This is a genomic window from Microbulbifer sp. JSM ZJ756 (genome assembly GCF_044383805.1).
Classification (GTDB): Bacteria; Pseudomonadota; Gammaproteobacteria; order Pseudomonadales; family Cellvibrionaceae; genus Microbulbifer; species Microbulbifer zhoushanensis.
This window is the reverse complement of sequence record NZ_JBISER010000001.1, coordinates 326,110-346,778: the sequence shown is the minus strand read 5'-3', so window position 1 is coordinate 346,778 and position 20,669 is coordinate 326,110. Positions and strand designations below refer to the sequence as shown.

The window sequence follows — 20,669 nt, the reverse complement described above, 5'->3', positions numbered from 1 at the left end:
GCGTCAGGACTTTTCCTGCAGCGCACTCCAGCTGGTGTAGGGATCCGGGCCGTGGTCGAGCGGGATATGGATCATCCTGAGGGTACGCTGCCCGGCGGGCCGCGCCAGCTCGGCATAAATATCTGCGGTCGAGAGACCGTGGGCCTCGCCGTCTTCCTGGGACAGGGCGTAATAGGCGCGCTTCACCCCGCACAGGTACATGGCCGCCAGGCACATGGGGCAGGGATGTCCACTTGCGTACATCACCGTGCCGTCCAGCCGTGGATCACCCGCAGCGGTGGTGGCCGCACGGATCGCCTCTAATTCCGCGTGTGCGGTGGGGTCGCTGTTTTCGTGGATGGTATTCACGCCCTCGGCAATCACCCGCCCGTCGTGGACGAGCACAGCGCCAAATGGCCGCCCGCCCGACTCCCTTACATTGGCGTCTGCCAGGGCCACGGCCCGCTCGAGGTATTGCCGGTGGTGCTTTTCTGCTGAGTTGTTGTCGGGATCTGATCGCATGCCGGCTGCCTCCTGCCATTCCCAAAGCCTAGTGGAACTGGCGGTGAGTAGTGGGGGCCGGGAATATAGAGCGCGAATCAGTGAGGGGGAGTCGCGGCGGTTGCGAGGTGGGGCCGGCGGTGCCCGATCAGGCCCCGCCGGTCGTCGTTAATGGTATCAGGCCGCGAGTTCAGTAATACGCTCGCGCGCCGCATTCAGAGCCTCATCCCTTGAGTCATCCCCCATGGCCAGGCCCTCGGCGTGGACGAACTCCACGTCCTCAATACCGATAAAGCCCAGGAACTGACGAAGATAGGCTGTCTGCGCGTGATCCTGACCGTAAACGCCACCGCGGGTAATAAACACCACCGCTTTCTTGCCTTTCAGCAGGCCCTCCGGTCCGTTGGCGGTATAGCGGAAGGTGATACCGGCCCGGGCGATATGGTCGAAATAGGCGCTCAGGGTCGAGGGCACGCTGAAGTTGTACATAGGTACGCCCAGCACCAGTATATCGGCCTCCTGCACTTCACCGATCAGCTGGTCCGAATAAGCAGCTACGTCGCTCTGGGCGTCATTGCGCTCTTCGGGTGCGGTGGTGAAAGCGCCGAAGCGCGCCTGGTCCAGGTGGGGCACCGGCTCATCGGCCAGGTTGCGCTCTGTAACGGTAGCGCCGGAGTGCTCCTGCAGCCACTTGTCGGCATAGGCGTCCACCAGCTGGGAAGACTGGCCATCATTGTTGAACAGGCTGGCTTTGATTTTCAGTAAACGGGTCATTGCTTGTACCTCCATCGGAGTGCTGCGTTTGATGGAGGCATTTAAACACTCAGGAATTCGACAGAAAATCGCAAAATTCAGGTAGAAGACACCTACTTTTTAGAACGAACCCCGAGCCTGCCGGTGGCCGCTGGCTTGCAGGGATCAGGCCTCGCCAGACTCCCCGGTCGCCAGCTGGTTCTGGGGCCCGCTGTACCAGAAGTTATAAAGGTCCTCGGTCACATTCTGCTCGATATCGTGCGCCTCTTCCCGGGGGCAGAACAGGGTGATGGTGACAACATCATGGCCGAACTCGTTGGTGGTAAAACTGATCTTGGGGTCCGTCCCCACCAGCTCGACGCCAGTGCGATGCTCAATCATCTGGCAGTAGCGGGCCGCCACCTCGTGGAAGGCCTCGCTGTGCTCGCGGATGCGCTCCAGCAGGAATTCCTTGGCGGCAAAAGGGTTGCCTCCCTTGTTCTCGCGCACGATCGAGAACGAGTGCTCGATATACCGGCGCATAAAATTGAGGTTCTTCACTGGCTTGGTGAAAAACACATTGTTGGGGATATACAGGGTGATACCCGTATAGCCACTGCCCAGCCCGTGGGGATCGATCTCCAGCAAGGTCGTGCTCAGCCAGTCGCTGTCGATGACCTCACCAAACTGGTCACCAACCTTGACCCAGTCGCCCACCTGGAACGATCGCATGCTGGCCTGGTAAATCTTGCCCACCAGGCTCTGCACCACCTCCCGCAGGGCGATGACGATCGCCACGGAGAAGGCGGCGATGGACAGGGCAAATTCCCGCAACTCCGATACCCAGACCGCAACCAGCCCGAGGACGATCAGGAGATTACTGAGATTATGGACAGTGTTGATGCGGCGACGGCGATCCTGTTTTGCCCAGCGTTTCTGGCGGGCAAATACAAAACCCAGCAGGAACCGCAGCATCAGGATTGCGACAATAACGAGTATTGACAGCAATAATTTGTTTTCTAGCAGTTGCTGTAGCATTGATACCCCATCTTCACTACAGGTTGGTCATCTCTGGTGAGCGGGCATATTAATGCTTTGCATGCCACAAGGACAGACGATGACTCTAAAAAGGATAGACTCTGGCTTTCAGGGACTATCGATCCTTTCGAACCTTGAGTTCGATAGATTGCGAAGCAGATGCGGCTCCGTCCCCGCATAATGCATATGTCCCGGGCAGCCGGGGAACGGAATCAAATAACCAGGATTCATCGACAGCAGCAGAGCAGGGGAACAACCGTGAGCAATCTGACCAGGACCGCGGAGCAGGAGTGCGATTTCGTTGTGGGTTGCGGCGCCATCGCCGAAATTATCGAGCCAAAATCGCGGGAGCTCGGTGGTTTTTCCGTACGGCGCGCACTGCCCAGCCGCGAACAGCAAATGGTGGGGCCGTGGATTTTCTTTGACCATATGGGCCCGGCTGACTTTGCTGCGGGGCAGGGAATCAATGTCAGGCCGCACCCGCATATCGGTATCTGTACCGTCACCTACCTGTTCGAGGGGGAGATCCTGCACCGGGATTCCCTGGGCAGCCTGCAACCGATCAGGCCCGGGGACATCAACCTGATGGTCGCCGGCAGTGGCATTGTCCACTCGGAGCGGGAGCGCGACGAAGTGCGCAGCCTGTCCCACCGCCTGCACGGGCTGCAACTCTGGCTGGCCCTGCCCAAGGGACAGGAGGAGATTGCCCCCGAGTTCCATCATTACCCGTCACAGAAGATCCCCGCCATTACCGTGGACGAGGTGCCGGTCCGCGTGATCATGGGCAGCGCCTATGGTGTCGAATCCCCGGTAAAGACCTATGCGGAAACCCTTTATGTCGAGGCACACCTGCAGGCCGGCCAGCGGATCACCCTGCCGGATGTCGAGGAAAGGGCCGTCTATGTGGCCGCCGGAAAGCTCAATGCGCGCGATATGGAGATACCGGAATTCAGCATGGCGGTCTTCCGCCAGGAGTCCGGCGTGGAACTCGTGGCTGCCGAGGAGAGTCGCATTGCGATCATCGGTGGCGAGCCATTCGACCGGCGCCATATTGTCTGGAACTTTGTATCCAGCAGGGCTGAACGGATCGACCAGGCTGTGAATGACTGGAAACAGGGCAATTTCGCCAGGGTCCCCGGTGATGAGGAAGAGTACATACCCTTCCCGGATAAGTAGCCACCCGGGCGCACGGTACGCCCGCAGCCACCCACGGGGCTGATAGCAATTTAACGAAAGCTGCCCCCGGAATAAGCTGGCGACTCAGGGGGAGGACCTATCCTTGCGGGGGATATGGACCAGGGAACAACCGCTATGGCAAGGCATCCTGCAACCCCGGCGACCCATGAGTGCAATGACTGAACTCCCCTGGATCCTGGGGGGCGGACTGCTGATGAGTGGCATCGCCATGTCCGGTGCCATCAGCCTGCTGATGCGCGAAGCCACCCTGGAGAGGATCCTGTTGCCGCTGGTGTCCCTGGCGGCGGCAACCCTACTGGGTGGGGCCTTCTTCCACATGCTGCCCGAGGGGCTGGCATCTGTTCGACCGCTCAATGCGGGGCTCTGGGTCCTGGTTGGTTTCAGTACGTTCCTCCTGCTTGAACAGTTACTCAGCTGGCACCACTCCCATGGCACCCACTCCAACAGCCGGGAGCCGGTCACCTACCTGATCCTGCTCGGGGACGGGATCCATAACTTTATCGGCGGGCTGGCGGTTGCCAGCACCTTCCTGATTGATGCGCGCGCAGGTATTGCCGCCTGGCTTGCCGCTGCGGCACACGAGGTGCCCCAGGAGCTTGGGGATTTTGGAGTGCTGGTACACGGTGGCTGGTCGCGCCGCCGGGCGCTGGCCTGGAACTTTATCTCCGGCCTGACATTTCCCCTGGGCGCATTACTGGCTTACCTGTTGTCGCGCCACTTTGACCTGGGCACACTGGTCCTGTTCGGGGCTGGCAGCTTTATCTACATCTCCGCCTCGGACCTGATCCCGGAAATCAAGCATCGCGGGGGCGCCGGCGCCGCGGCGGTCCATTTCGGTTTCTTTGCCCTTGGGCTGCTGCTGATGTTCGCCCTGGCACGCTATGTTGCACACTGACCTTTAGCCGGGGGGTCCCGGGCATGGTGTCGGCCCCTTGCTAAACTACGGATAGCACGAACACCCGAACACAACGGTACAGCCGATGGCTCACTCATTGCTTGGACAGTCGCGCGACCCGGTCTGCGGTGCCACGGTGCCGGAGGGGGCTCACAGCTGGCAACACCGGCATATCAAGTATTCTTTCTGCTCCGAGCACTGCCGTTCCCGCTTCCAGCGCTGGCCACACCTGTATGTGGGTGAGGCCACCTTCGGGCTGGCGGAGAAACAGCTCGGTACCGCTGTGTTCAAGGCCCACAGGATCAGGCTGACGAAAAAGCTCAATGCAGAGGCCCGTGACCGGGTGATGGCGTCAGTTCAGTCACTCAAGGGTATCGACGGTCTCTGGATTAAAGGGGAAGAGGTGCTTGTCCGCTATGACCTGATGCAGGTTTCCCTGAGCGATATTGAGGAGGCGATCATCGCCGAGACCGGGAAGCTGCGTAACCATATCCCAGACAGGATAGAGCGCGCGCTGATTCACTACAGTGAGGAGTGCGAGCTGGATAACCTCTCGCACCTGCCCAGCCACTATCGTCCCTGAGTCCTGCTGCGGCTGCGGCTGCGAGACAGGGCGCTCCCTGGTCTAGACTGGTCCGGCAGCCGCATCCCGATTTGCCAGGCACCGGACCCCTCGCCATGCACGAACCCCTACCGCCAGAGGCCCAGGAAAAGACCTCGATTATTTCCACCGGCAGCCTCCCGGCCGCCGGCACGGTAGCGGCCATGCTACACGATGCCTATGAGCTGTACCGGGTTGGCGACGAGGGCAGGGTGGCGGATTACATCCCGGTGCTGGCAGAGGTGCCGCGGGACCTGTTTGGCGCGTGCATCACCAGCGTCGATGGCACCCAGCATGCAGAAGGTGATGCGGATCACTCTTTCACGATTCAGAGCGTGTCCAAACCCTTTGTGTTCGCCCTGGTATGCCAGGCCATAGGCGTGGAGGAGGCCCGCAGGAAGATTGGCGTCAACGCTACCGGCATGCCCTACGATTCCGTGATCGCCCTGGAACTCAGCCCCGATCGCCTTACCAATACCATGGTCAATGCCGGTGCCATTGCCACCACCAGCCTGGCGCCGGGTAAGACCGCGGAGGAAAAATGGCGCTTTGTGCTAGACGGTCTGTCCCGCTTCGCGGGTCGCCGACTGGAAATTAATGAAACTGCCTACAACTCGGAGATGGCGACCAACCAGCGCAATCGCGGCGTCGCTAAATTGCTCGAGGGATATGAGCGGATGTACTGCGACGCCATGGAGGCAACGGATGTCTACACACGACAGTGTTCTATCAATGTCACGACCCGGGACCTGGCAGTAATGAGTGCCACACTGGCCGGCGGCGGTGTGAACCCGCTGTCCGGTGAGCGCGTCGTGGGTACCGCTGTATCCAAGCGGGTGCTGGCGGTATTGGCAACCGCCGGGCTGTATGAACTGACTGGTGATTGGCTCTACGAGACCGGGCTGCCCGGCAAGAGCGGTGTCAGCGGGGGGCTGATTACGGTGATCCCCGGGAAGGGCGGCCTGGCCACCTTTTCCCCGCCCCTGGATGACGCCGGTAACAGTATCAAGGGGCTCCAGGTGACCCGCTACCTCTCCGAGCGCATGGCGCTCAACCTGTTCGCATCCAAGCCGCGACAATGATATATCTGTAAGGCAGAGCGATAAGTAGTCACAAGAGTAACAGGATAGACGTCAATGAAAGCATCCGATTTGTTTGTACGCGCACTGGAAGCCGAGGGCGTTGAATATGTATTCGCCATCCCGGGCGAGGAGAACCTCGATTTACTGGAGTCCCTCCGCGGTTCGAAGATCGAGCTCATTATCACGCGCCATGAGCAGGCTGCGGGCTTTATGGCTGCAACCTATGGCCGGCTGACCGGCAGATCCGCTGTGTGCCTGTCTACACTCGGTCCCGGCGCCACCAACCTGGTGACAGCCGCCGCCTATGCCCAGCTGGGCGCCATGCCCATGGTGATGGTTACCGGACAGAAACCCATCAAGAGCTCCAAGCAGGGTCAATTCCAGATTATCGATATCGTCGACATGATGCAGCCCCTGACCAAGTTCACGCGCACCATCGTCAGTGGTGACAATGTGCCTGCCCATGTGCGGGAGGCTTTCCGCCAGGCGCAGGAGGAGCGCCCCGGCGCGACGCACCTGGAGTTGCCCGAGGATATTGCCCACGAGCATTCCACCATGCCGGTACTGGAGCCCAGCTATACCCGCCGGCCCATTGCCGAAGAAAAAGCGATCCGCCAGGCAGCGGAGGCGATCACCGCCGCGCGCAGACCGCTGTTACTGATTGGTGCGGGGGGCAACCGCAAGTTGACCGCCAAAATGTTGCGGGAGTTCGTCGAAAAACTGGGCATTCCCGCGGTTACCACCCAGATGGGCAAGGGTGTGATCGACGAGTCGGGTCCGCACTTTATCGGTAACACCGCACTTTCCGATCACGATTTTGTGCACCGGGCCATCGACCAGGCCGACCTGATTATCAATGTCGGCCACGATGTGGTGGAGAAACCGCCATTCTTTATGCGCCCCGGCGGTGCCGAGGTGGTGCACATCAACTTCAACTCAGCCCAGGTGGACCCGGTGTATTTCCCGCAGATCGAGGTGGTAGGCGATATCGCCAACAGCCTGTGGCAGCTGAAAGAGCGACTGGAACCCCAGGATCACTGGAGTTTTTCCGACGCACACCGGATTCGTGATGCGCTGCAGAAACATATTCACGATGGTTGTGGCGATGACAGCTTCCCGATCAAGCCGCAACGCCTGGTGAAGGAAATCCGCGATGTCATGCCGCAGGACGGCATCCTTGCCCTTGATAACGGCATGTACAAGATCTGGTTCGCGCGTAACTATCCTGCGCACTCCCCCAATTCCGTATTGCTGGACAACGCCCTGGCCACCATGGGTGCCGGCCTGCCATCGGCCATGGCGGCCAAGCTGGTCTTCCCGGACCGCAAGGTGATGGCCATCTGTGGTGACGGCGGCTTCATGATGAACTCCCAGGAGCTGGAGACTGCCGTACGGCTCAAGCAGGACCTGATCATCCTGCTGTTGCGCGACGATGGTTACGGCATGATCAAGTGGAAGCAGAAGCAGATGGACTTCCACGATTTCGGGCTGGACTTCGGCAACCCGGATTTCGTTGCTTACGCGGAGGCCTACGGGGCCAGGGGCCATCGCATCAAGGCCACCGCCGAACTCAAGCCACTGATCCGGAAGTGCTGTCAGGAGGGCGGCGTGCACCTGATCGACGTGCAGGTCGATTACGCGGACAACGATCGCATACTCAACCGCGAAATTCGTGAGCTGTCCGGCAAGCTGTGATTAATGGCCAGCCCGGCTGGGCCACCTGACAATACCAGAAGGAGAGCGGCATGCTCCGGGAATCCTATCCTTATTACCTGGCCAATGAGGCGGTGGCGGCCAACACCGACCTGGAAGTGCTCGATAAATATTCCGGGGATGTGGCCACCCGGGTGGCGCTGGCAGCGACAGAAACCATCGATAGGGCCATCGACTGGGCGGTGAAAGCCGAGAAACCGATGGCCGCAATGGCACCGTACGAGCGCCAGGCGGTACTCAACCACTGTGTCACACGTTTTAAGGAGCGCTATGACGAGCTGGCCGAGGCACTTTGCATCGAGGCCGGCAAACCCATCGGGGATGCCCGCGGCGAGGTTACGCGGCTGATCGACACCTTTCGGGTAGCCGCAGAGGAGTCGGTACGTATCGATGGCGAAGTCATCAACCTGGAAATATCTCCCCGTGCCAGGGGCTATCGCGGTTTTGTCAAGCGTGTACCGGTGGGGGCCTGTTCGTTTATCTCGCCATTTAACTTCCCGTTGAACCTGGCCGCCCACAAGGTGGCGCCGGCGATCGCCGCCGGCTGCCCGTTTGTGCTCAAGCCCGCGAGTCGCACGCCGGTGGGCGCGCTGATTATTGCCGAGGTCCTGGCGGAGACGGACCTGCCAAAGGGAGCCTTCTCGGTGCTGCCCTGTCACCGGGAGGGCGCCGACCTCTTTACCGTGGATGATCGTTTCAAACTACTCAGCTTTACCGGGTCACCGGCCGTCGGCTGGGACCTCAAAGCCCGTGCTGGACGCAAGAAAGTGGTGCTGGAACTGGGGGGCAACGCGGCCTGTGTGGTGGATGCGGATACCGACCTGGACGACGCGGTGGAGCGCCTGGTTTTCGGTGCCTTTTACCAGTCCGGCCAGAGCTGTATCGGTGTGCAGAGGATATACGGGCACAGCAGTATTTATGCAGAGCTGAAGCGACGGCTGGTCGAACGCACGCGGCAGCTGGTCAAGGGGGACCCGCACGACGAGGAAACCTTTATCGGCCCGATGATTTCCGAAGGGGAAGCCACGCGACTGCACAACTGGATCCGGGAAGGGGTAGAGCAGGGTGGAACACTGCTGTGCGGTGGCGAGCGGGACGGGGCCATGCTGGACCCGACCCTGCTGGAGAATGTGCCCCGGGGCTGCGCAGTGGTAGAGGAAGAAGCCTTTGGCCCAGTGGCTGTCCTCGAGTCTTTCGAAGACTTCGACGACGTGTTGGCGCGGGTCAATGACAGCGCCTTTGGCCTGCAGGCAGGCATATTTACCCGCGACCTCTACCGGGCGCAGAAAGCATGGGACCAGCTCGAGGTGGGTGGCGTGATTATCGGTGATGTCCCCAGCTGGCGGGTCGACAATATGCCCTATGGCGGGGTCAAGGACTCCGGCCTGGGCCGCGAGGGCATTCGCTGGGCGATTGCCGACATGACCGAGGAGCGCCTACTGGCGATTCGTACACCGGCGGGGTAGCACCAGCCAGCCTACCGGCCAGTTGGTGCCAGCGGTTGTCAGCTCCAGCTACCCGGTGCAGGTACCTGGAGTCCCAGATGCCGTGCATGGAACTGCAGGTGCTCGCCAATAAAACTGGCAATAAAAAAGTAGCTGTGGTCATAACCATCATGGCGCCGTAATTGCAGCGGGTAGTTGCTGACCAGCGCTGCCATCTGCAGTGCTTCCGGCTTCAGTTGTTCTGACAGGAAGTTGTCGGCTTGACCCTGGTCCACCAGTGCCGGTACCTGTGCCTCGTTCGCAAAACTACGCATCAGCAGGCTCGCATCGTAGGCTTCCCAACCCGCGGTGTCCTCTCCCAGGTAAGCCGTAAATGCCTTCCTGCCCCAGGTACTGTCGACCGGGTTGGCAATGGGGCTGAATGCAGACACTGAATGGAACCGCCGGGGGTTGCGCAGCGCCAGCACCAGGGCGCCGTGGCCACCCATGGAGTGGCCGCTGATGGACCGCTTGTCATTTACGGGAAACATTTCTTCGACCAGGGCCGGTAGCTCATCGAGTACGTAGTCGTACATGTGGTAGTGACGGCTCCAGGGATCGCGGCTGGCATTGACATAGAACCCCGCGCCCTGGCCCAGGTCGTAACCCTCGTCGTCGGCTACCGCCTCGCCTCGCGGACTGGTGTCCGGCGCCACCAGCGCCATGCCCAGCCTTGCGGCAATCTGCTGGGCGGCGGCTTTCTGCATGAAATTCTCATCCGTGCAGGTCAGGCCGGATAACCAGTAGAGCACCGGCACCCGCTGGCCATCTGCCGCATGCGGCGGCAGGTAGATGGCAAAGCGCATATCGCAGTTGAGTACATCGGAGCGGTGGCGGTATTGCTTGTGCCAGCCGCCAAAGCTCTTGTTACTGCTCAGGTTTTCAAAGGTCATGGGAAGGCCCCGGTCAGTGATCGAAATGGATCACGGAGCGAATGCTTTCGCCGCTGTGCATCAGGTGGAAGGCCTCGTTGATGGCCTCCAATCCCATGGTGTGGGTGATAAAATCGTTCAGCTTGAACTCTCCGGCCAGGTAGCGCTCCACGTACTCGGGTAGTTCGGAACGTCCCTTGACCCCGCCGAAAGCGGTGCCTTTCCAGACCCGGCCGGTGACCAGCTGGAACGGACGGGTGGAGATTTCCTGGCCGGCCCCGGCCACACCGATGATGACCGATTCACCCCAGCCCTTGTGGCAGCATTCCAGCGCGGACCGCATCACGTCGACATTGCCAATACACTCGAAGGAATAGTCCACGCCCCCATCGGTCAGCTCGACGATCACTTCCTGGATCGGCTTGTCGTAGTGCTTCGGGTTGATGCAGTCGGTGGCACCCAGCTGGCGGGCCAGGTCGAATTTGCCCTCATTGATGTCGATGGCAATGATACGCCCGGCCCGGGCCATGGTGGCGCCGATCACTGCCGACAGGCCGATACCGCCGAGGCCAAAGATGGCGACGGTCGCTCCCTCCTCGACTTTTGCGGTATTCATTACCGCGCCCATACCGGTGGTGACACCACAGCCCAGCAGGCAGACTTCTTCCAGTGGTGCCGCCTTGTCCACCTTGGCCAGCGATATTTCCGGCAGCACCGTGTACTCGGAGAAGGTTGAGCAACCCATGTAATGGTAAATCGGCTCTCCATCCTTGTAGAAACGGGTGGTGCCGTCCGGCATCAGCCCCTTGCCCTGGGTTTCGCGGATCTTGCCGCACAGGTTGGTCTTGCCGGACAGGCAGAATTTACATTCGCCGCATTCCGGTGTGTACAGAGGGATCACATGGTCGCCTACTGCCAGGCTGGTCACGCCTTCACCCACAGATTCCACAATACCGCCTCCCTCATGGCCGAGAACGGCCGGGAAAATACCTTCCGGGTCGTCACCGGACAGGGTAAAGGCATCGGTGTGGCACACCCCGGAGGCAACCACACGGATGCGGACCTCGCCGGCCTGCGGTGGCATCACATCAATTTCCTCCACCGATAGCGGTTGTCCCGCTCCCCAGGCCACGGCGGCCCTGGCTTTGATGGTCCCGGTCATAAGGCTCTCCTCGGTAATAGGGCGGCGGTATGCCGCGATATGGCGGGCAGTCTAACTGTTTCCATTCGGGTTATAATCGGCGCTTTTGGTAAATCATATTTACCAGGTGGTAATAATTGTGGCGAAGTATTGATGGGGCAAGCAATGCGCGAGTGGGAAGGAGTCAGTGAATTTGTCGCAGTGGCCGAGGCCGGCAGCTTTACCGGCGCCGCCCGCAGGCTGGGGATCTCCACCGCCCAGGTCAGTCGGCAGGTCAGCGCCCTCGAGTCCAGGCTGTCGACCAAACTGCTGTATCGCACCACGCGCAAGGTGTCGGTGACAGAGGTGGGGCAGGTGTACTACCAGCATTGCCGCCAGGTTCTCGACGGCCTTGAGGAGGCTGAGCGGGCTGTAAGCGACCTGCAGCAGGTGCCACGGGGCCGGCTCAGGCTGACCGCCCCCGTCACCTACGGCGAGACCACACTGGCGCCACTGGTAAATGATTTTGCCCTCCGCTACCCGGAGCTGGAAGTGGATATGCAGCTGACCAACCAGAAGCTGGACCTGGTGGCGGAGGGCTACGATCTCGCCATCCGCCTGGGCAAGCTGGACGACTCGAGCATGATGGCGCGGCGACTGGGATCCCGCACGTTGTATGTCTGCGCCTCCCCCGCTTACCTGGCCGCCCACGGTGAACCCCACAGCCTGTCGGAGCTGGGGCAACACAACTGCCTGCCGGGGACCCTCGTATACTGGCGCTTCCGGGAGCAGGGGCGATCGAGGGATATCCGGGTGAGTGGCAGTATCCGCTGCAACAGTGGACAGGCGCTGGTAGATGCGGCGCTGAAGGGGATCGGTCTCGTGCAATTGCCGGACTACTACGTCGACGAACACTTGCGTTCAGGCCGCCTCATTTCCCTGCTGGAGCACTACCGGGAGGAGGATGACGGTATCTGGGGCGTCTACCCCCACAACCGTCACCTGTCGCCCACGGTGAGCATGTTGCTGGACTACCTGGGCGAGTTTATCGGTTAGCCCGGAACATGGCATCGGCTCTGCAGGGGGGGGGGCCGCACCGGCATCACCACTCTACACAGATCTTGCCAAAGTGCGCGCCGCTCTCCTCATAGCGGAAAGCGTCACCCAGCTCCTCGAACGGGAAAGTGCGGTCAATTACCGGGCGGATTCCTGTCTGGTTGAGCGCGGCCACATACTCCTGCTGGTTACGGCGGCTGCCCACGACCAACCCCTGTAGCCGAGCCTGCTTGGCCATCAGCATCGCGGTGGGCACCTCGCCGGATGTGCCGGTCAATACACCGATCAGGGCGATATGCCCGCCGATACGGACTGCCTTGATGGACTGTTCAAGGGTGCCGGGCCCCCCGACCTCTACGATGTGGTCCACACCCCGGCCGTCGGTGAGTTCCAGTACTTTTTTGCCCCAGTTTTCCTCACGCTTGTAGTTGATGGTGTGACCGGTGCCCATGTCGCTGACGCGCTCCAGTTTCTCGTCGGAAGACGAAGTGGCGATAACCCTGGCGCCCATGGCCCTGGCGATTTGCAGGGCGGCAATGGACACGCCCCCGGTTCCCAGTGTCAGTACCGTGTCACCCGCCTTGAGTCCCCCATCGACAACCAGTGCACGCCATGCGGTAAGCCCGGCGGTGGTAATGGTTGCCGCCTCTGTGTGGCTCCACCCGCGGGGTGCATGGGTAAAGGCACTCTGCGGGCGCACCGCGTGACTCGCGGCAAACCCATCGATGCCATCCCCAGGGGTACCGGCGAAGCTGCCAACGCCCAGCCCTGCAAGCCCATCGGACCACTGCGGAAAGAAACAGGAGACAACCTGGTCACCGGGACTGAATTCGGTGACGCCCTCGCCGACAGCCTCCACAGTACCTGCGCCGTCGGACATCAGTACCCGGCCGTCTTCCGTGGCAATCTGCCCGGCAGCTACCAGGTAATCGTGGAAATTGAGAGACGTGGCATGCAGTGCGACCCGGATTTCTCCCGGGCCGGGTTCGCCCGGGTCCGGCCTCTCCGTGATTTCGAGCCGGTCGAGCCCGCCGGGTGCCTTTACAACAAATGTCTTCATTTTTTCCTCCTTTCATCGGTGTCGGCCAGGGCCGTATATGCCCGCCACGGGCGGCAAGCAATACGGCCCAGTCGCTACTTTCCCGCAGTAACTCCCTCACCCAGTGCACTGTACCTTGAAGTTCGGGTTTAAGGTGGCGGTCGCGCGTTTCCCGCCTCACTATATTGAGAAGTTCCTGCGCATACTGGCTGTCGAGATCAAACGCGCGCCGGTTATGGGCACCACATTCGAACGGTCATAGTAAGCCGGAAAGCGCCACATAAAAGGGTGACACCTTTACCAGGCTACGCCAGGGTCCGCCGGCGGCTAAGGCCCCGGACTGACCGGCTGGCCTGCCCATCAGCAGGTTAATCAATAACGCCTGGAGCACTCCGGTGCGCCGCTTAGCGCAAAGAGTGACCAGGTGGTAATCCTCCAGGCGCCACCCAGTTTCGCAAGGCTAAAGATATTGCAGAAATCGTCCACTCGGGGATTTGTTTCGTGGGGACGGCGAAAGGCGACAAGAATCGCGGCAGTTCCATCATCGCCGACCGACAGTGTCTCTATTACATGCCTGGTGAAGGGGTGGGAAGTAACATGAAACTTTTCACGGAAAACATTCAACATCACCGCGCTAATTTCCGGGCTATCACTCAGCCCGGGCATCTCGCCCACGTAAAAAACCGGTGCTCCGGCGAAGTACTCATCAGCTACTCTGGCTGGCGCGAGGCTGCTGTCAGAGAAATCCTCCATAAACTCACTGATAAAGGTCTCCACGGCCTGTTTCTCTTCTGGCTCGGCGCTCACCGCCAGTGGTGTCAATAGCAGGAGCAGTATCTTCCCGATCGAACTAACGGTTTTCATGGTAACGGCCCATTCGGATTGCTCCGGAGAAGCTTGACAGAATTATCAATTGAAGGGCCTGAAAGCTGCGCATTTGGCTGCCAATATACCGGGATGTGCAGCTATGCTGGGGGCAAGGCTTACGGGCAGACAGGCGCCCGGTGCTGCAATGATTTGCCTTCCCTGTCGATAAGTCGCTCGCGCACCCCTGGTGTTTCTATCCTGTGGGGAACAGATTCTGCGAGTAGGAGAACTGTGGATCAGTTAAGTCCTGATGAGTGCAGCGTCACCCCGGCAGCCCAAATCGGTGTCATTACCGAGGTACACGGCCCGGTGGTGGTGATCCGTTGCCAGCGGCTCCCGCCTTTGCGCAGGGCATTGAAGGCTTTTGTCGATGGTGAGACTTACCTGTTTGAAGTCCACCAGCACCTGGACCAGCATCACGCGCGGGCCATTACCCTGCACCGCACCGGCGGGCTGTGCCGGGGCAGGCCGGTTTACGATACCGGCGCGCCATTGCACGTCCCGGTTTCCATCGATTGCCTTGGACGCCTGTTGAATATTTTTGGTGAACCGCTCGACGGCGCGCCTGCGCTTGAAACGGATGAATATCGGAATATTCATACGCCACCGACTGCCCTGTGGGATGCGGTCGATACCGGTGATATCCTCCAGACCGGTATCAAGGTGATCGATCTTTTGTGCCCCTTCGTGCGCGGCGGCAAGACAGGGCTGTTCGGCGGTGCTGGTGTAGGCAAGACCGTGCTGGTGATGGAGTTCATGCACGCCGTGGCCGCTCTCCATAGCGGCGTCTCTGTATTCGCTGGTGTAGGAGAGCGGATTCGCGAGGGGCACGAGCTATGGCACGAGATGCGCGAGGCGGGGGTTATGGACCAGACCCTGATGTGCTTTGGCCAGATGGACGAGTCGCCGGGGGTGCGCTTTCGCATCGGCCTGTCGGCGCTTACCTACGCCGAGTACCTGCGCGATTCCGTGGCCAGGGAAGTACTGTTCGTAATGGACAATATCTTCCGCTTCGTACAGGCCGGCAGTGAGATTTCCAGCCTGCTTGGCCGGATGCCGGCCACGGTCGGCTACCAGCCCACCCTGATCAGTGAGGTGGCCGAGCTCCAGGAGCGCATACTCTCCACCCGCTCAGGGGCGATTACCGCGGTAGAGGCAGTCTATGTGCCCGCCGACGATATGACCGACCCGGCGGTGGACGCGATCCTGGGCCACCTGGACTCTGCGGTTGTGCTATCCCGGGCGCAGGCGGGGAAGGGGATCTACCCGGCTGTGGAGCCGCTGCAGTCCGCCAGCCGCGCGATGGACCGCCAGACTGTCGGCGACCACCATTATGCAGTCGCCGGGGGAGTGCGCGAACACCTGGCACGCTACCGGGAGCTGGAGGACATTATCGCCATGCTGGGTATCGAGGAGCTGTCCCGGCAGGATCGACGGATTGTGCTGCGTGCCCGCAAACTACAACGCTACCTGACCCAACCCTTTAACGTCATCGCCTCCCACACGGGTATCGCAGGCGTCTCTGTCCCCCTGGAGGAAACCCTTGCGGACTGCGAGGCCTTCCTGCGTGGCGACTATGATGAGCTGGGGGAAGACGACTGCTACATGCGCGGCAGCATGCGGGACCGGGCAAAATGAACAGCTTTACCCTGGAACTGCTTTCCGCCACCGAGCTGCGGAAGGTCGAGGGTGTCATTTCTTTCGTCGGTGAGGATGCATCCGGCAGCTTCGGTATCCTCGCCGGCCATATGCGCTGCATAACTTCCCTGGTGTTCGGCCTGAGCCGCTTTCGCTGTATCGACGGGGAATGGCACTACCTGGCACTGCCCGGCGGGCTGCTCTATTTTCTCGACAACCGGCTGCAGGTCTGCACCCGGCACTTTATGGTCGACAGGGATTACGAACGGATCTCCGGATTGCTGCAGGAGCAGTTACTGGAGGAAGAGCGGGCGCTGCAGGATATGAAAGAGAGTCTCCGGCGCCTTGAGGAATCGTTGCTCAAGCGTCTCTGGGAGTCGGGCCATCGGCAGATCCTGCAGGAGTAGACCACAATGAGGGAAGACAACGACAGGGCCCTGAAGAACAGGGTCGAGCGCCAGGCGCGGAGAATGCGAAGGGCAGAGCGGGAACGGCCCACCCTTTTCGCACAGACCATTTATATTGGCACCCTGGGTCTGGTGCTTGTCTTGCCGGTCGTCGGCGGTGCCTACCTGGGGCTCTGGCTGGACAGCCTGGCCGGGGGCTACTCCACCCGTTGGACCCTGAGCCTTATTTTTGTCGGGCTGGTGGTAGGCGCCACCAATGTCTACCTGCTGATCAGGGAAAAGTGAATGCGCGACGGCGAGCTCTTTCCCACCGTATTCTTCAATCTGGGACCGGCCCAGGTCACTGGCACAGTAGTGACCACATGGGCAGTAATGCTGGGGCTCTGGTTGATGGCCTGGTTGATTTCGGGACGCCTGCGGGAACGACCCGGCCCTGCACAGGCTGTGGCCGAGGGGGTCGTCGGGGCCATAGAGGGTGCCATCCGCGCAGTGGCGCCGGACCATGTCAGACTGCTGTTGCCGTTTATTGCCACCCTGTGGATCTTCCTGGTGGTGGCCAATCTCTGCGGCCTGCTGCCCGGGGTCCATTCACCGACGCGGGACCTGTCGGCCACCGCAGCCCTGGCGATACTGGTATTCCTCTCAGTGCACTGGTTCGGTATCCGCAGCCAGGGTTTGAGACCCTACCTGCGCCATTACCTGACCCCCAGCCCCTTGCTGTTGCCGTTCCACCTGATCAGCGAGGTCACCCGCACGGTTGCACTGGCAGTTCGCCTGTTCGGGAACATCATGAGCCTGGAAATGGCGGCACTGCTGATACTGCTGGTAGCGGGATTCCTGGCCCCGGTTCCTATACTGATGCTGCATATTGTCGAAGCCCTGGTACAGGCCTATATCTTTGGCATGCTGGCGCTGATCTATATTGCCGGTGGGCTTCAGTCCCAACAACTCAGGCAACAGCCGCAAGGAGAGCGCGATGAATGACATATCCTGGTTTGCGCTGCTTTCAACCATCGCAGCCATGCTGGGCATCGCGATTGGCGTGCTGCTTCCCGCATTTGCCATGGGGCGGGCCATCAGCAGCGCGCTGGATGCCCTGGCTCGACAGCCGGAAGCAGAACGTTCGATCATGCGTACCCTGTTTATCGGCCTGGCTATGATTGAATCCCTGGCAATCTATGTGCTGGTGATTGCGCTGATCATCCTGTTCCGCAATCCACTGCTGGAATACCTGCTCGAGTCGGCGTCGTAGCAGGAGGGGTAAGCCGTGGAGCTCAGCTGGTCGACCTTCCTGCTGGAAATCATTAACTTCCTGGTACTTGTGTGGATCCTCAAGCGGTTTTTCTACAAGCCGCTGCAATCCGTTATTGCCCGGCGGCAAGAAAGCATCGAGGAAAGCCTGGCCACGGCTGAACAGACCCGTGCGGAGGCCGCCAGCCTACAGCGGCAATACGAGCAGCGGCTGTCCCAGTGGGCAATTGAGAGCGAGCAGATGCGGGAGGAACTCCAGGCCGAGATGCGCACGGAGCGCACAAAGCGGCAGGCGGAGCTCGAGGAGTCATTGCAACAGCGGCGCCAGCAGGCAGAGGTTGCCGACGAGCGCCAGCGGAGGGAGCTACAGCGGCAGCTGGAGCAGGCAGCCCTGCGCCAGGGCGGCCAGTTCGCGGCACGGCTACTGCAGCAGGGCGCAGGGCCGGAGCTCGAGCAGCGCTTGCTGGAGCTTCTGCTGCGCTCCCTGGATCAGCTCCCGGATGAACAGCGCGCGCCGTTGCGGGAGCAGCTTGCGGAGCGGGGCGAACTGGCTGAGGTCACCAGCGCCTTCCCGCTGGAGGAGGACCAGCGAAGGGACATTGAGGAGGTACTGGGCGAGGTCCTGCAACCTGGTATCCGCTGCCACTTTGTCGAGGACCCGAAGTTGCTAGCTGGCCTGCGCATTACTGTCGGCCCGTGGCAGCTGGGGGCCAGTGTCCGGGACGAGCTGCAGGCATTTACCGAACTGCCACAGGCGGGATCGTGAACGACAGGCTATTGCCGGACCGGGCACGCTGGCTGGAGGGCTATCGGCCACAGCTGCGCATCCACGAGCAGGGACGGGTGGTTTCAGTCGGTGACGGCATCGCCTGGGTCGCAGGCCTGCCAACCGCGGCTATGGATGACCTGCTTGAATTCGCCGATGGCAGCCGGGGCCTTGTGTTCGACCTCTCGGGCAACCTGCTGGGCGCTGTGCTGCTGACAGAGACCGAGCAACTGACTGCCGGTACAACCGCACACCGGTATCCGCGGCCACTGGGATTGCCGGTGGGGGATGCACTGCTGGGCAGGGTCGTGGACCCGCTGGGTAATCCGCTCGATGGCAAGGGGACAGTGGATAGCCAGGGCTGGCGACGTATGGAAATGGCGTCTCCACCGATTACGCAGCGGGACTTCGTGCATCGGCCGATGTATACCGGCAACAAGGTGCTGGACACGCTTATCCCCATCGGTTGCGGTCAGCGACAGTTGCTGATCGGGGACGAGGGCCTGGGGCGCAGCGCGCTCGCCCTGGACGCGGTGATCAACCAGCGCAACTCGGGCGTGCGCTGTGTTTATGTGCTGATCGGCCAGAAGCGCTCGGCAGTGGTGAACAGCATCCGCCTGCTACGGGACTATTTCGCCATGGACTACACCACCGTGGTGGTAGCGGAAGCCAGCGCACTACCAGGGCTGCAGCACCTGGCGCCTTTTGCCGGCTGCAGCATAGCCGAGTACTGGATGCGACGGGGCCACCACACCCTGGTGGTATACGACGATCTCTCTACTCACGCAAAAACCTATCGGGAACTGTCCCTGTTGTTGCGGCGCCCGCCGGGTCGCGAGGCCTATCCAGGCGATATTTTTTCCGTCCACGCGCGCCTGCTGGAGCGTGCTACCTGCCTGGGCCCGGATGAGGGTGGCGGCAGCATGACCGCGCTGCCAATTGTGGAGACCAAGCAGGGCGAGATCGCCGCTTATATCCCCACCAACCTGATTTCCATCACCGATGGCCAGGTCTACCTGAACCGTGAACTGTTCACTGCGGGGTTCCGGCCCGCCATCGATATCCCCATGTCGGTATCCCGGATAGGCGGCCGTGCGCAGCACCCGGCGGTCAAGCGGGAAGGAGGGCGTATGAAGCTCGATTACCTGCAGTTTCTCGAGCTGGAAATGTTTACCCGCTTTGGTGCCCGGCTGGAAGCGGGAATGGAAAAGGCTATCCGGCGTGGCCGGGTGCTGCGGGAAGTTCTCAAGCAGGAGCGCCTTGCGCCCCTGTCGATCGAGTACCAGCTGGCGTGGATGGTTGCGTTTAACGATGGCCTGCTCGATAACCTGGACCCACAGCAGGTGCGGCAGTTCCTGGCACAGTTGCAGGCGAGGATGGAAACCAGTGAATTAGTCCTGGACGACCCGCGCCGACACTGGACCTGCCTAACCCGGGAGGTGTTCTCCACTGTTGAAGGTGCAGCAACATGAGCCGCCAGCAGGAGCTGGCCCGGCACGAAAGGCAACTGGGCGAAACCCGTGAGATTGTCGGAGCAATGAAAGCGATGGCCTTTATGGAGGTTCGCCGGCTGGCGCAGACTCTTGACAGCCAGCGCCGGGTAGTCGAGACGATGAACACTGCGGCAGCAGACCTGCTCAGCTATTTTCCCGATGCCCTGCCATCGCCGGTGGGGGAGCTGCGCCACGTCTACCTGCTGATCGGCTCCGAACGTGGCTTCTGCGGAAGCTTTAATGAGAGCCTGGTAGAGAGGCTGGAGGAGTGCCTCGCGCGGGAACCGGTCCGCAGCGATGCCTGGCCCGGTATTATCGGTTGGGGACGCCGGCTATGCGCAAGGCTGGAGGGCCATCCCCGGTTTGTCGCGGCGCTGGACGGTGCAGCGCTGGCGGATGAGGTCAACTCGCGGCTGCAGCAACTGCTGGTGCGGCTGGCTGAGCTGCAGGGTGCAAGCGCCACGGCACTTACAGTGCTCTACCGGGACCCACAGCGGAAGGCGGTGGTGGAGGATGAGCTTTTGCCGCCGTTCCAGGGGCTGCGAAATCGCGTGCAGCGTTATCCTTGCCCACCGCAACTCAACCTGTCCCCGGCAACCCTTGTGCGTGAACTGGCGGAGGAATACCTTCTGCAGTCGTTGCAGAAAATCATTTACCTGTCACTGATGGCTGAGAACCAGCAACGCATGCAGCACCTGGAAGGTGCCAGTCATTACCTGGATGAGAAACTGGATTTGCTGCATCGCAAAGCCAGCCAGCTTCGGCAGGAGGAAATCACCGAGGAGATCGAAGTGATCCTGCTGAATGCAGACAGCGCCAGTATGCCTCGCGATCAGGAATCCCTGCAGGGGGATAACGAGAGAGACAAGGGGGATGCCAACCGGTAATCACCGCTTCGTGCGATGCAAGGCTGGATTCTCAGCGGGGTCCGGTTACCG

The 20,669-nt window shown here is 61.0% G+C and carries 22 protein-coding genes; 15 read left to right on the top strand and 7 right to left on the bottom strand.

What is annotated here, in order from left to right:
* Window positions 1–3: 3 nt before the first annotated feature.
* The 3 genes from ACH6CX_RS01520 to ACH6CX_RS01510 all read right to left on the bottom strand — a co-directional run bounded on the left by ACH6CX_RS01520 (window position 4) and on the right by ACH6CX_RS01510 (window position 2,250).
* A complete protein-coding gene (locus ACH6CX_RS01520) occupies window positions 4–501 on the bottom strand; it encodes a nucleoside deaminase (RefSeq protein WP_396674429.1) in 498 nt (165 codons plus the stop codon).
* A 156-nt stretch (window positions 502–657) separates the two neighbouring features.
* Window positions 658–1,254 (bottom strand): FMN-dependent NADH-azoreductase, encoded by a 597-nt coding sequence (locus tag ACH6CX_RS01515; protein ID WP_232942551.1) that lies wholly within the window; start codon window positions 1,252–1,254, stop codon window positions 658–660.
* A 144-nt stretch (window positions 1,255–1,398) separates the two neighbouring features.
* A complete protein-coding gene (locus tag ACH6CX_RS01510; protein ID WP_232942549.1) occupies window positions 1,399–2,250 on the bottom strand; it encodes a mechanosensitive ion channel family protein in 852 nt (283 codons plus the stop codon).
* A gap of 258 nt (window positions 2,251–2,508) precedes the next feature.
* Between ACH6CX_RS01510 and ACH6CX_RS01505 the strand changes: the two genes are divergently transcribed.
* The 6 genes from ACH6CX_RS01505 (at window position 2,509) to ACH6CX_RS01480 (ending at window position 9,204) form a co-directional block, all read left to right on the top strand.
* Window positions 2,509–3,426 (top strand): pirin family protein, encoded by a 918-nt coding sequence (locus ACH6CX_RS01505; protein ID WP_237061495.1) that lies wholly within the window; start codon window positions 2,509–2,511, stop codon window positions 3,424–3,426.
* Window positions 3,427–3,601: 175 nt separating this feature from the next.
* The gene (locus tag ACH6CX_RS01500; RefSeq protein WP_232942546.1) at window positions 3,602–4,342 is read left to right on the top strand and encodes a ZIP family metal transporter; all 741 of its coding nucleotides are present in this window, start codon (window positions 3,602–3,604) and stop codon (window positions 4,340–4,342) included.
* Window positions 4,343–4,427: 85 nt separating this feature from the next.
* Complete coding sequence (locus ACH6CX_RS01495) at window positions 4,428–4,925, top strand: hypothetical protein (protein ID WP_232942544.1); 498 nt, start codon at window positions 4,428–4,430, stop codon at window positions 4,923–4,925.
* Between the two features lie 95 nt (window positions 4,926–5,020).
* A complete protein-coding gene (gene glsA / locus ACH6CX_RS01490) occupies window positions 5,021–6,025 on the top strand; it encodes a glutaminase A (protein WP_232942542.1) in 1,005 nt (334 codons plus the stop codon).
* Window positions 6,026–6,079: 54 nt separating this feature from the next.
* Window positions 6,080–7,720: an acetolactate synthase large subunit gene (locus tag ACH6CX_RS01485; protein ID WP_232942540.1), complete on the top strand. Its 1,641-nt coding sequence runs from the start codon at window positions 6,080–6,082 to the stop codon at window positions 7,718–7,720.
* Window positions 7,721–7,770: 50 nt separating this feature from the next.
* Window positions 7,771–9,204: an aldehyde dehydrogenase family protein gene (locus ACH6CX_RS01480; RefSeq protein ID WP_237061491.1), complete on the top strand. Its 1,434-nt coding sequence runs from the start codon at window positions 7,771–7,773 to the stop codon at window positions 9,202–9,204.
* A 38-nt stretch (window positions 9,205–9,242) separates the two neighbouring features.
* Here ACH6CX_RS01480 and fghA read toward each other — a convergent pair whose 3' ends face one another.
* Both fghA and ACH6CX_RS01470 read right to left on the bottom strand, forming a co-directional pair.
* The gene (gene fghA, locus ACH6CX_RS01475; RefSeq protein WP_334078865.1) at window positions 9,243–10,115 is read right to left on the bottom strand and encodes an S-formylglutathione hydrolase; all 873 of its coding nucleotides are present in this window, start codon (window positions 10,113–10,115) and stop codon (window positions 9,243–9,245) included.
* 13 nt (window positions 10,116–10,128) lie between these two features.
* Window positions 10,129–11,256 (bottom strand): S-(hydroxymethyl)glutathione dehydrogenase/class III alcohol dehydrogenase, encoded by a 1,128-nt coding sequence (locus tag ACH6CX_RS01470; protein ID WP_237061487.1) that lies wholly within the window; start codon window positions 11,254–11,256, stop codon window positions 10,129–10,131.
* 144 nt (window positions 11,257–11,400) lie between these two features.
* On the opposite strand from ACH6CX_RS01470, the gene ACH6CX_RS01465 reads away from it, so the two are divergent.
* Window positions 11,401–12,270 carry a LysR substrate-binding domain-containing protein gene (locus ACH6CX_RS01465; RefSeq protein ID WP_396674423.1) on the top strand — a complete coding sequence of 290 codons (870 nt, stop codon included), beginning with the start codon at window positions 11,401–11,403 and terminating at the stop codon, window positions 12,268–12,270.
* 46 nt (window positions 12,271–12,316) lie between these two features.
* Here the strand turns inward: ACH6CX_RS01465 and ACH6CX_RS01460 are convergent, their stop codons facing one another.
* Complete coding sequence (locus ACH6CX_RS01460) at window positions 12,317–13,330, bottom strand: NAD(P)-dependent alcohol dehydrogenase (protein ID WP_396674421.1); 1,014 nt, start codon at window positions 13,328–13,330, stop codon at window positions 12,317–12,319.
* 351 nt (window positions 13,331–13,681) lie between these two features.
* Window positions 13,682–14,173 (bottom strand): hypothetical protein, encoded by a 492-nt coding sequence (locus ACH6CX_RS01455; protein ID WP_334078867.1) that lies wholly within the window; start codon window positions 14,171–14,173, stop codon window positions 13,682–13,684.
* Window positions 14,174–14,455: 282 nt separating this feature from the next.
* Here ACH6CX_RS01455 and atpD point away from each other — a divergent pair, with 282 nt between their 5' ends.
* From atpD to ACH6CX_RS01415, 8 genes are read left to right on the top strand one after another with little or no spacing between them, the layout of a single operon-like run.
* Entirely contained in the window at window positions 14,456–15,814 is a 1,359-nt protein-coding gene (gene atpD, locus ACH6CX_RS01450; protein WP_396674866.1) for a F0F1 ATP synthase subunit beta, read from the top strand.
* The gene (locus ACH6CX_RS01445) at window positions 15,811–16,221 is read left to right on the top strand and encodes a hypothetical protein (RefSeq protein ID WP_334078868.1); all 411 of its coding nucleotides are present in this window, start codon (window positions 15,811–15,813) and stop codon (window positions 16,219–16,221) included. Before atpD ends, ACH6CX_RS01445 begins: the two co-directional genes overlap by 4 nt.
* Window positions 16,222–16,227: 6 nt before the next feature.
* Window positions 16,228–16,506: an AtpZ/AtpI family protein gene (locus ACH6CX_RS01440; protein ID WP_232942523.1), complete on the top strand. Its 279-nt coding sequence runs from the start codon at window positions 16,228–16,230 to the stop codon at window positions 16,504–16,506.
* A complete protein-coding gene (locus ACH6CX_RS01435; protein WP_334078869.1) occupies window positions 16,507–17,205 on the top strand; it encodes a F0F1 ATP synthase subunit A in 699 nt (232 codons plus the stop codon).
* The gene (locus ACH6CX_RS01430; RefSeq protein ID WP_232942519.1) at window positions 17,198–17,473 is read left to right on the top strand and encodes a hypothetical protein; all 276 of its coding nucleotides are present in this window, start codon (window positions 17,198–17,200) and stop codon (window positions 17,471–17,473) included. Before ACH6CX_RS01435 ends, ACH6CX_RS01430 begins: the two co-directional genes overlap by 8 nt.
* 15 nt (window positions 17,474–17,488) lie before the next feature.
* Window positions 17,489–18,238 (top strand): F0F1 ATP synthase subunit delta, encoded by a 750-nt coding sequence (locus ACH6CX_RS01425; protein ID WP_396674418.1) that lies wholly within the window; start codon window positions 17,489–17,491, stop codon window positions 18,236–18,238.
* Complete coding sequence (locus ACH6CX_RS01420; protein ID WP_232942516.1) at window positions 18,235–19,710, top strand: F0F1 ATP synthase subunit alpha; 1,476 nt, start codon at window positions 18,235–18,237, stop codon at window positions 19,708–19,710. The genes ACH6CX_RS01425 and ACH6CX_RS01420 overlap by 4 nt, the downstream gene beginning before the upstream one ends.
* Complete coding sequence (locus ACH6CX_RS01415) at window positions 19,707–20,618, top strand: F0F1 ATP synthase subunit gamma (RefSeq protein ID WP_232942514.1); 912 nt, start codon at window positions 19,707–19,709, stop codon at window positions 20,616–20,618. Before ACH6CX_RS01420 ends, ACH6CX_RS01415 begins: the two co-directional genes overlap by 4 nt.
* Window positions 20,619–20,669: the final 51 nt, after the last annotated feature.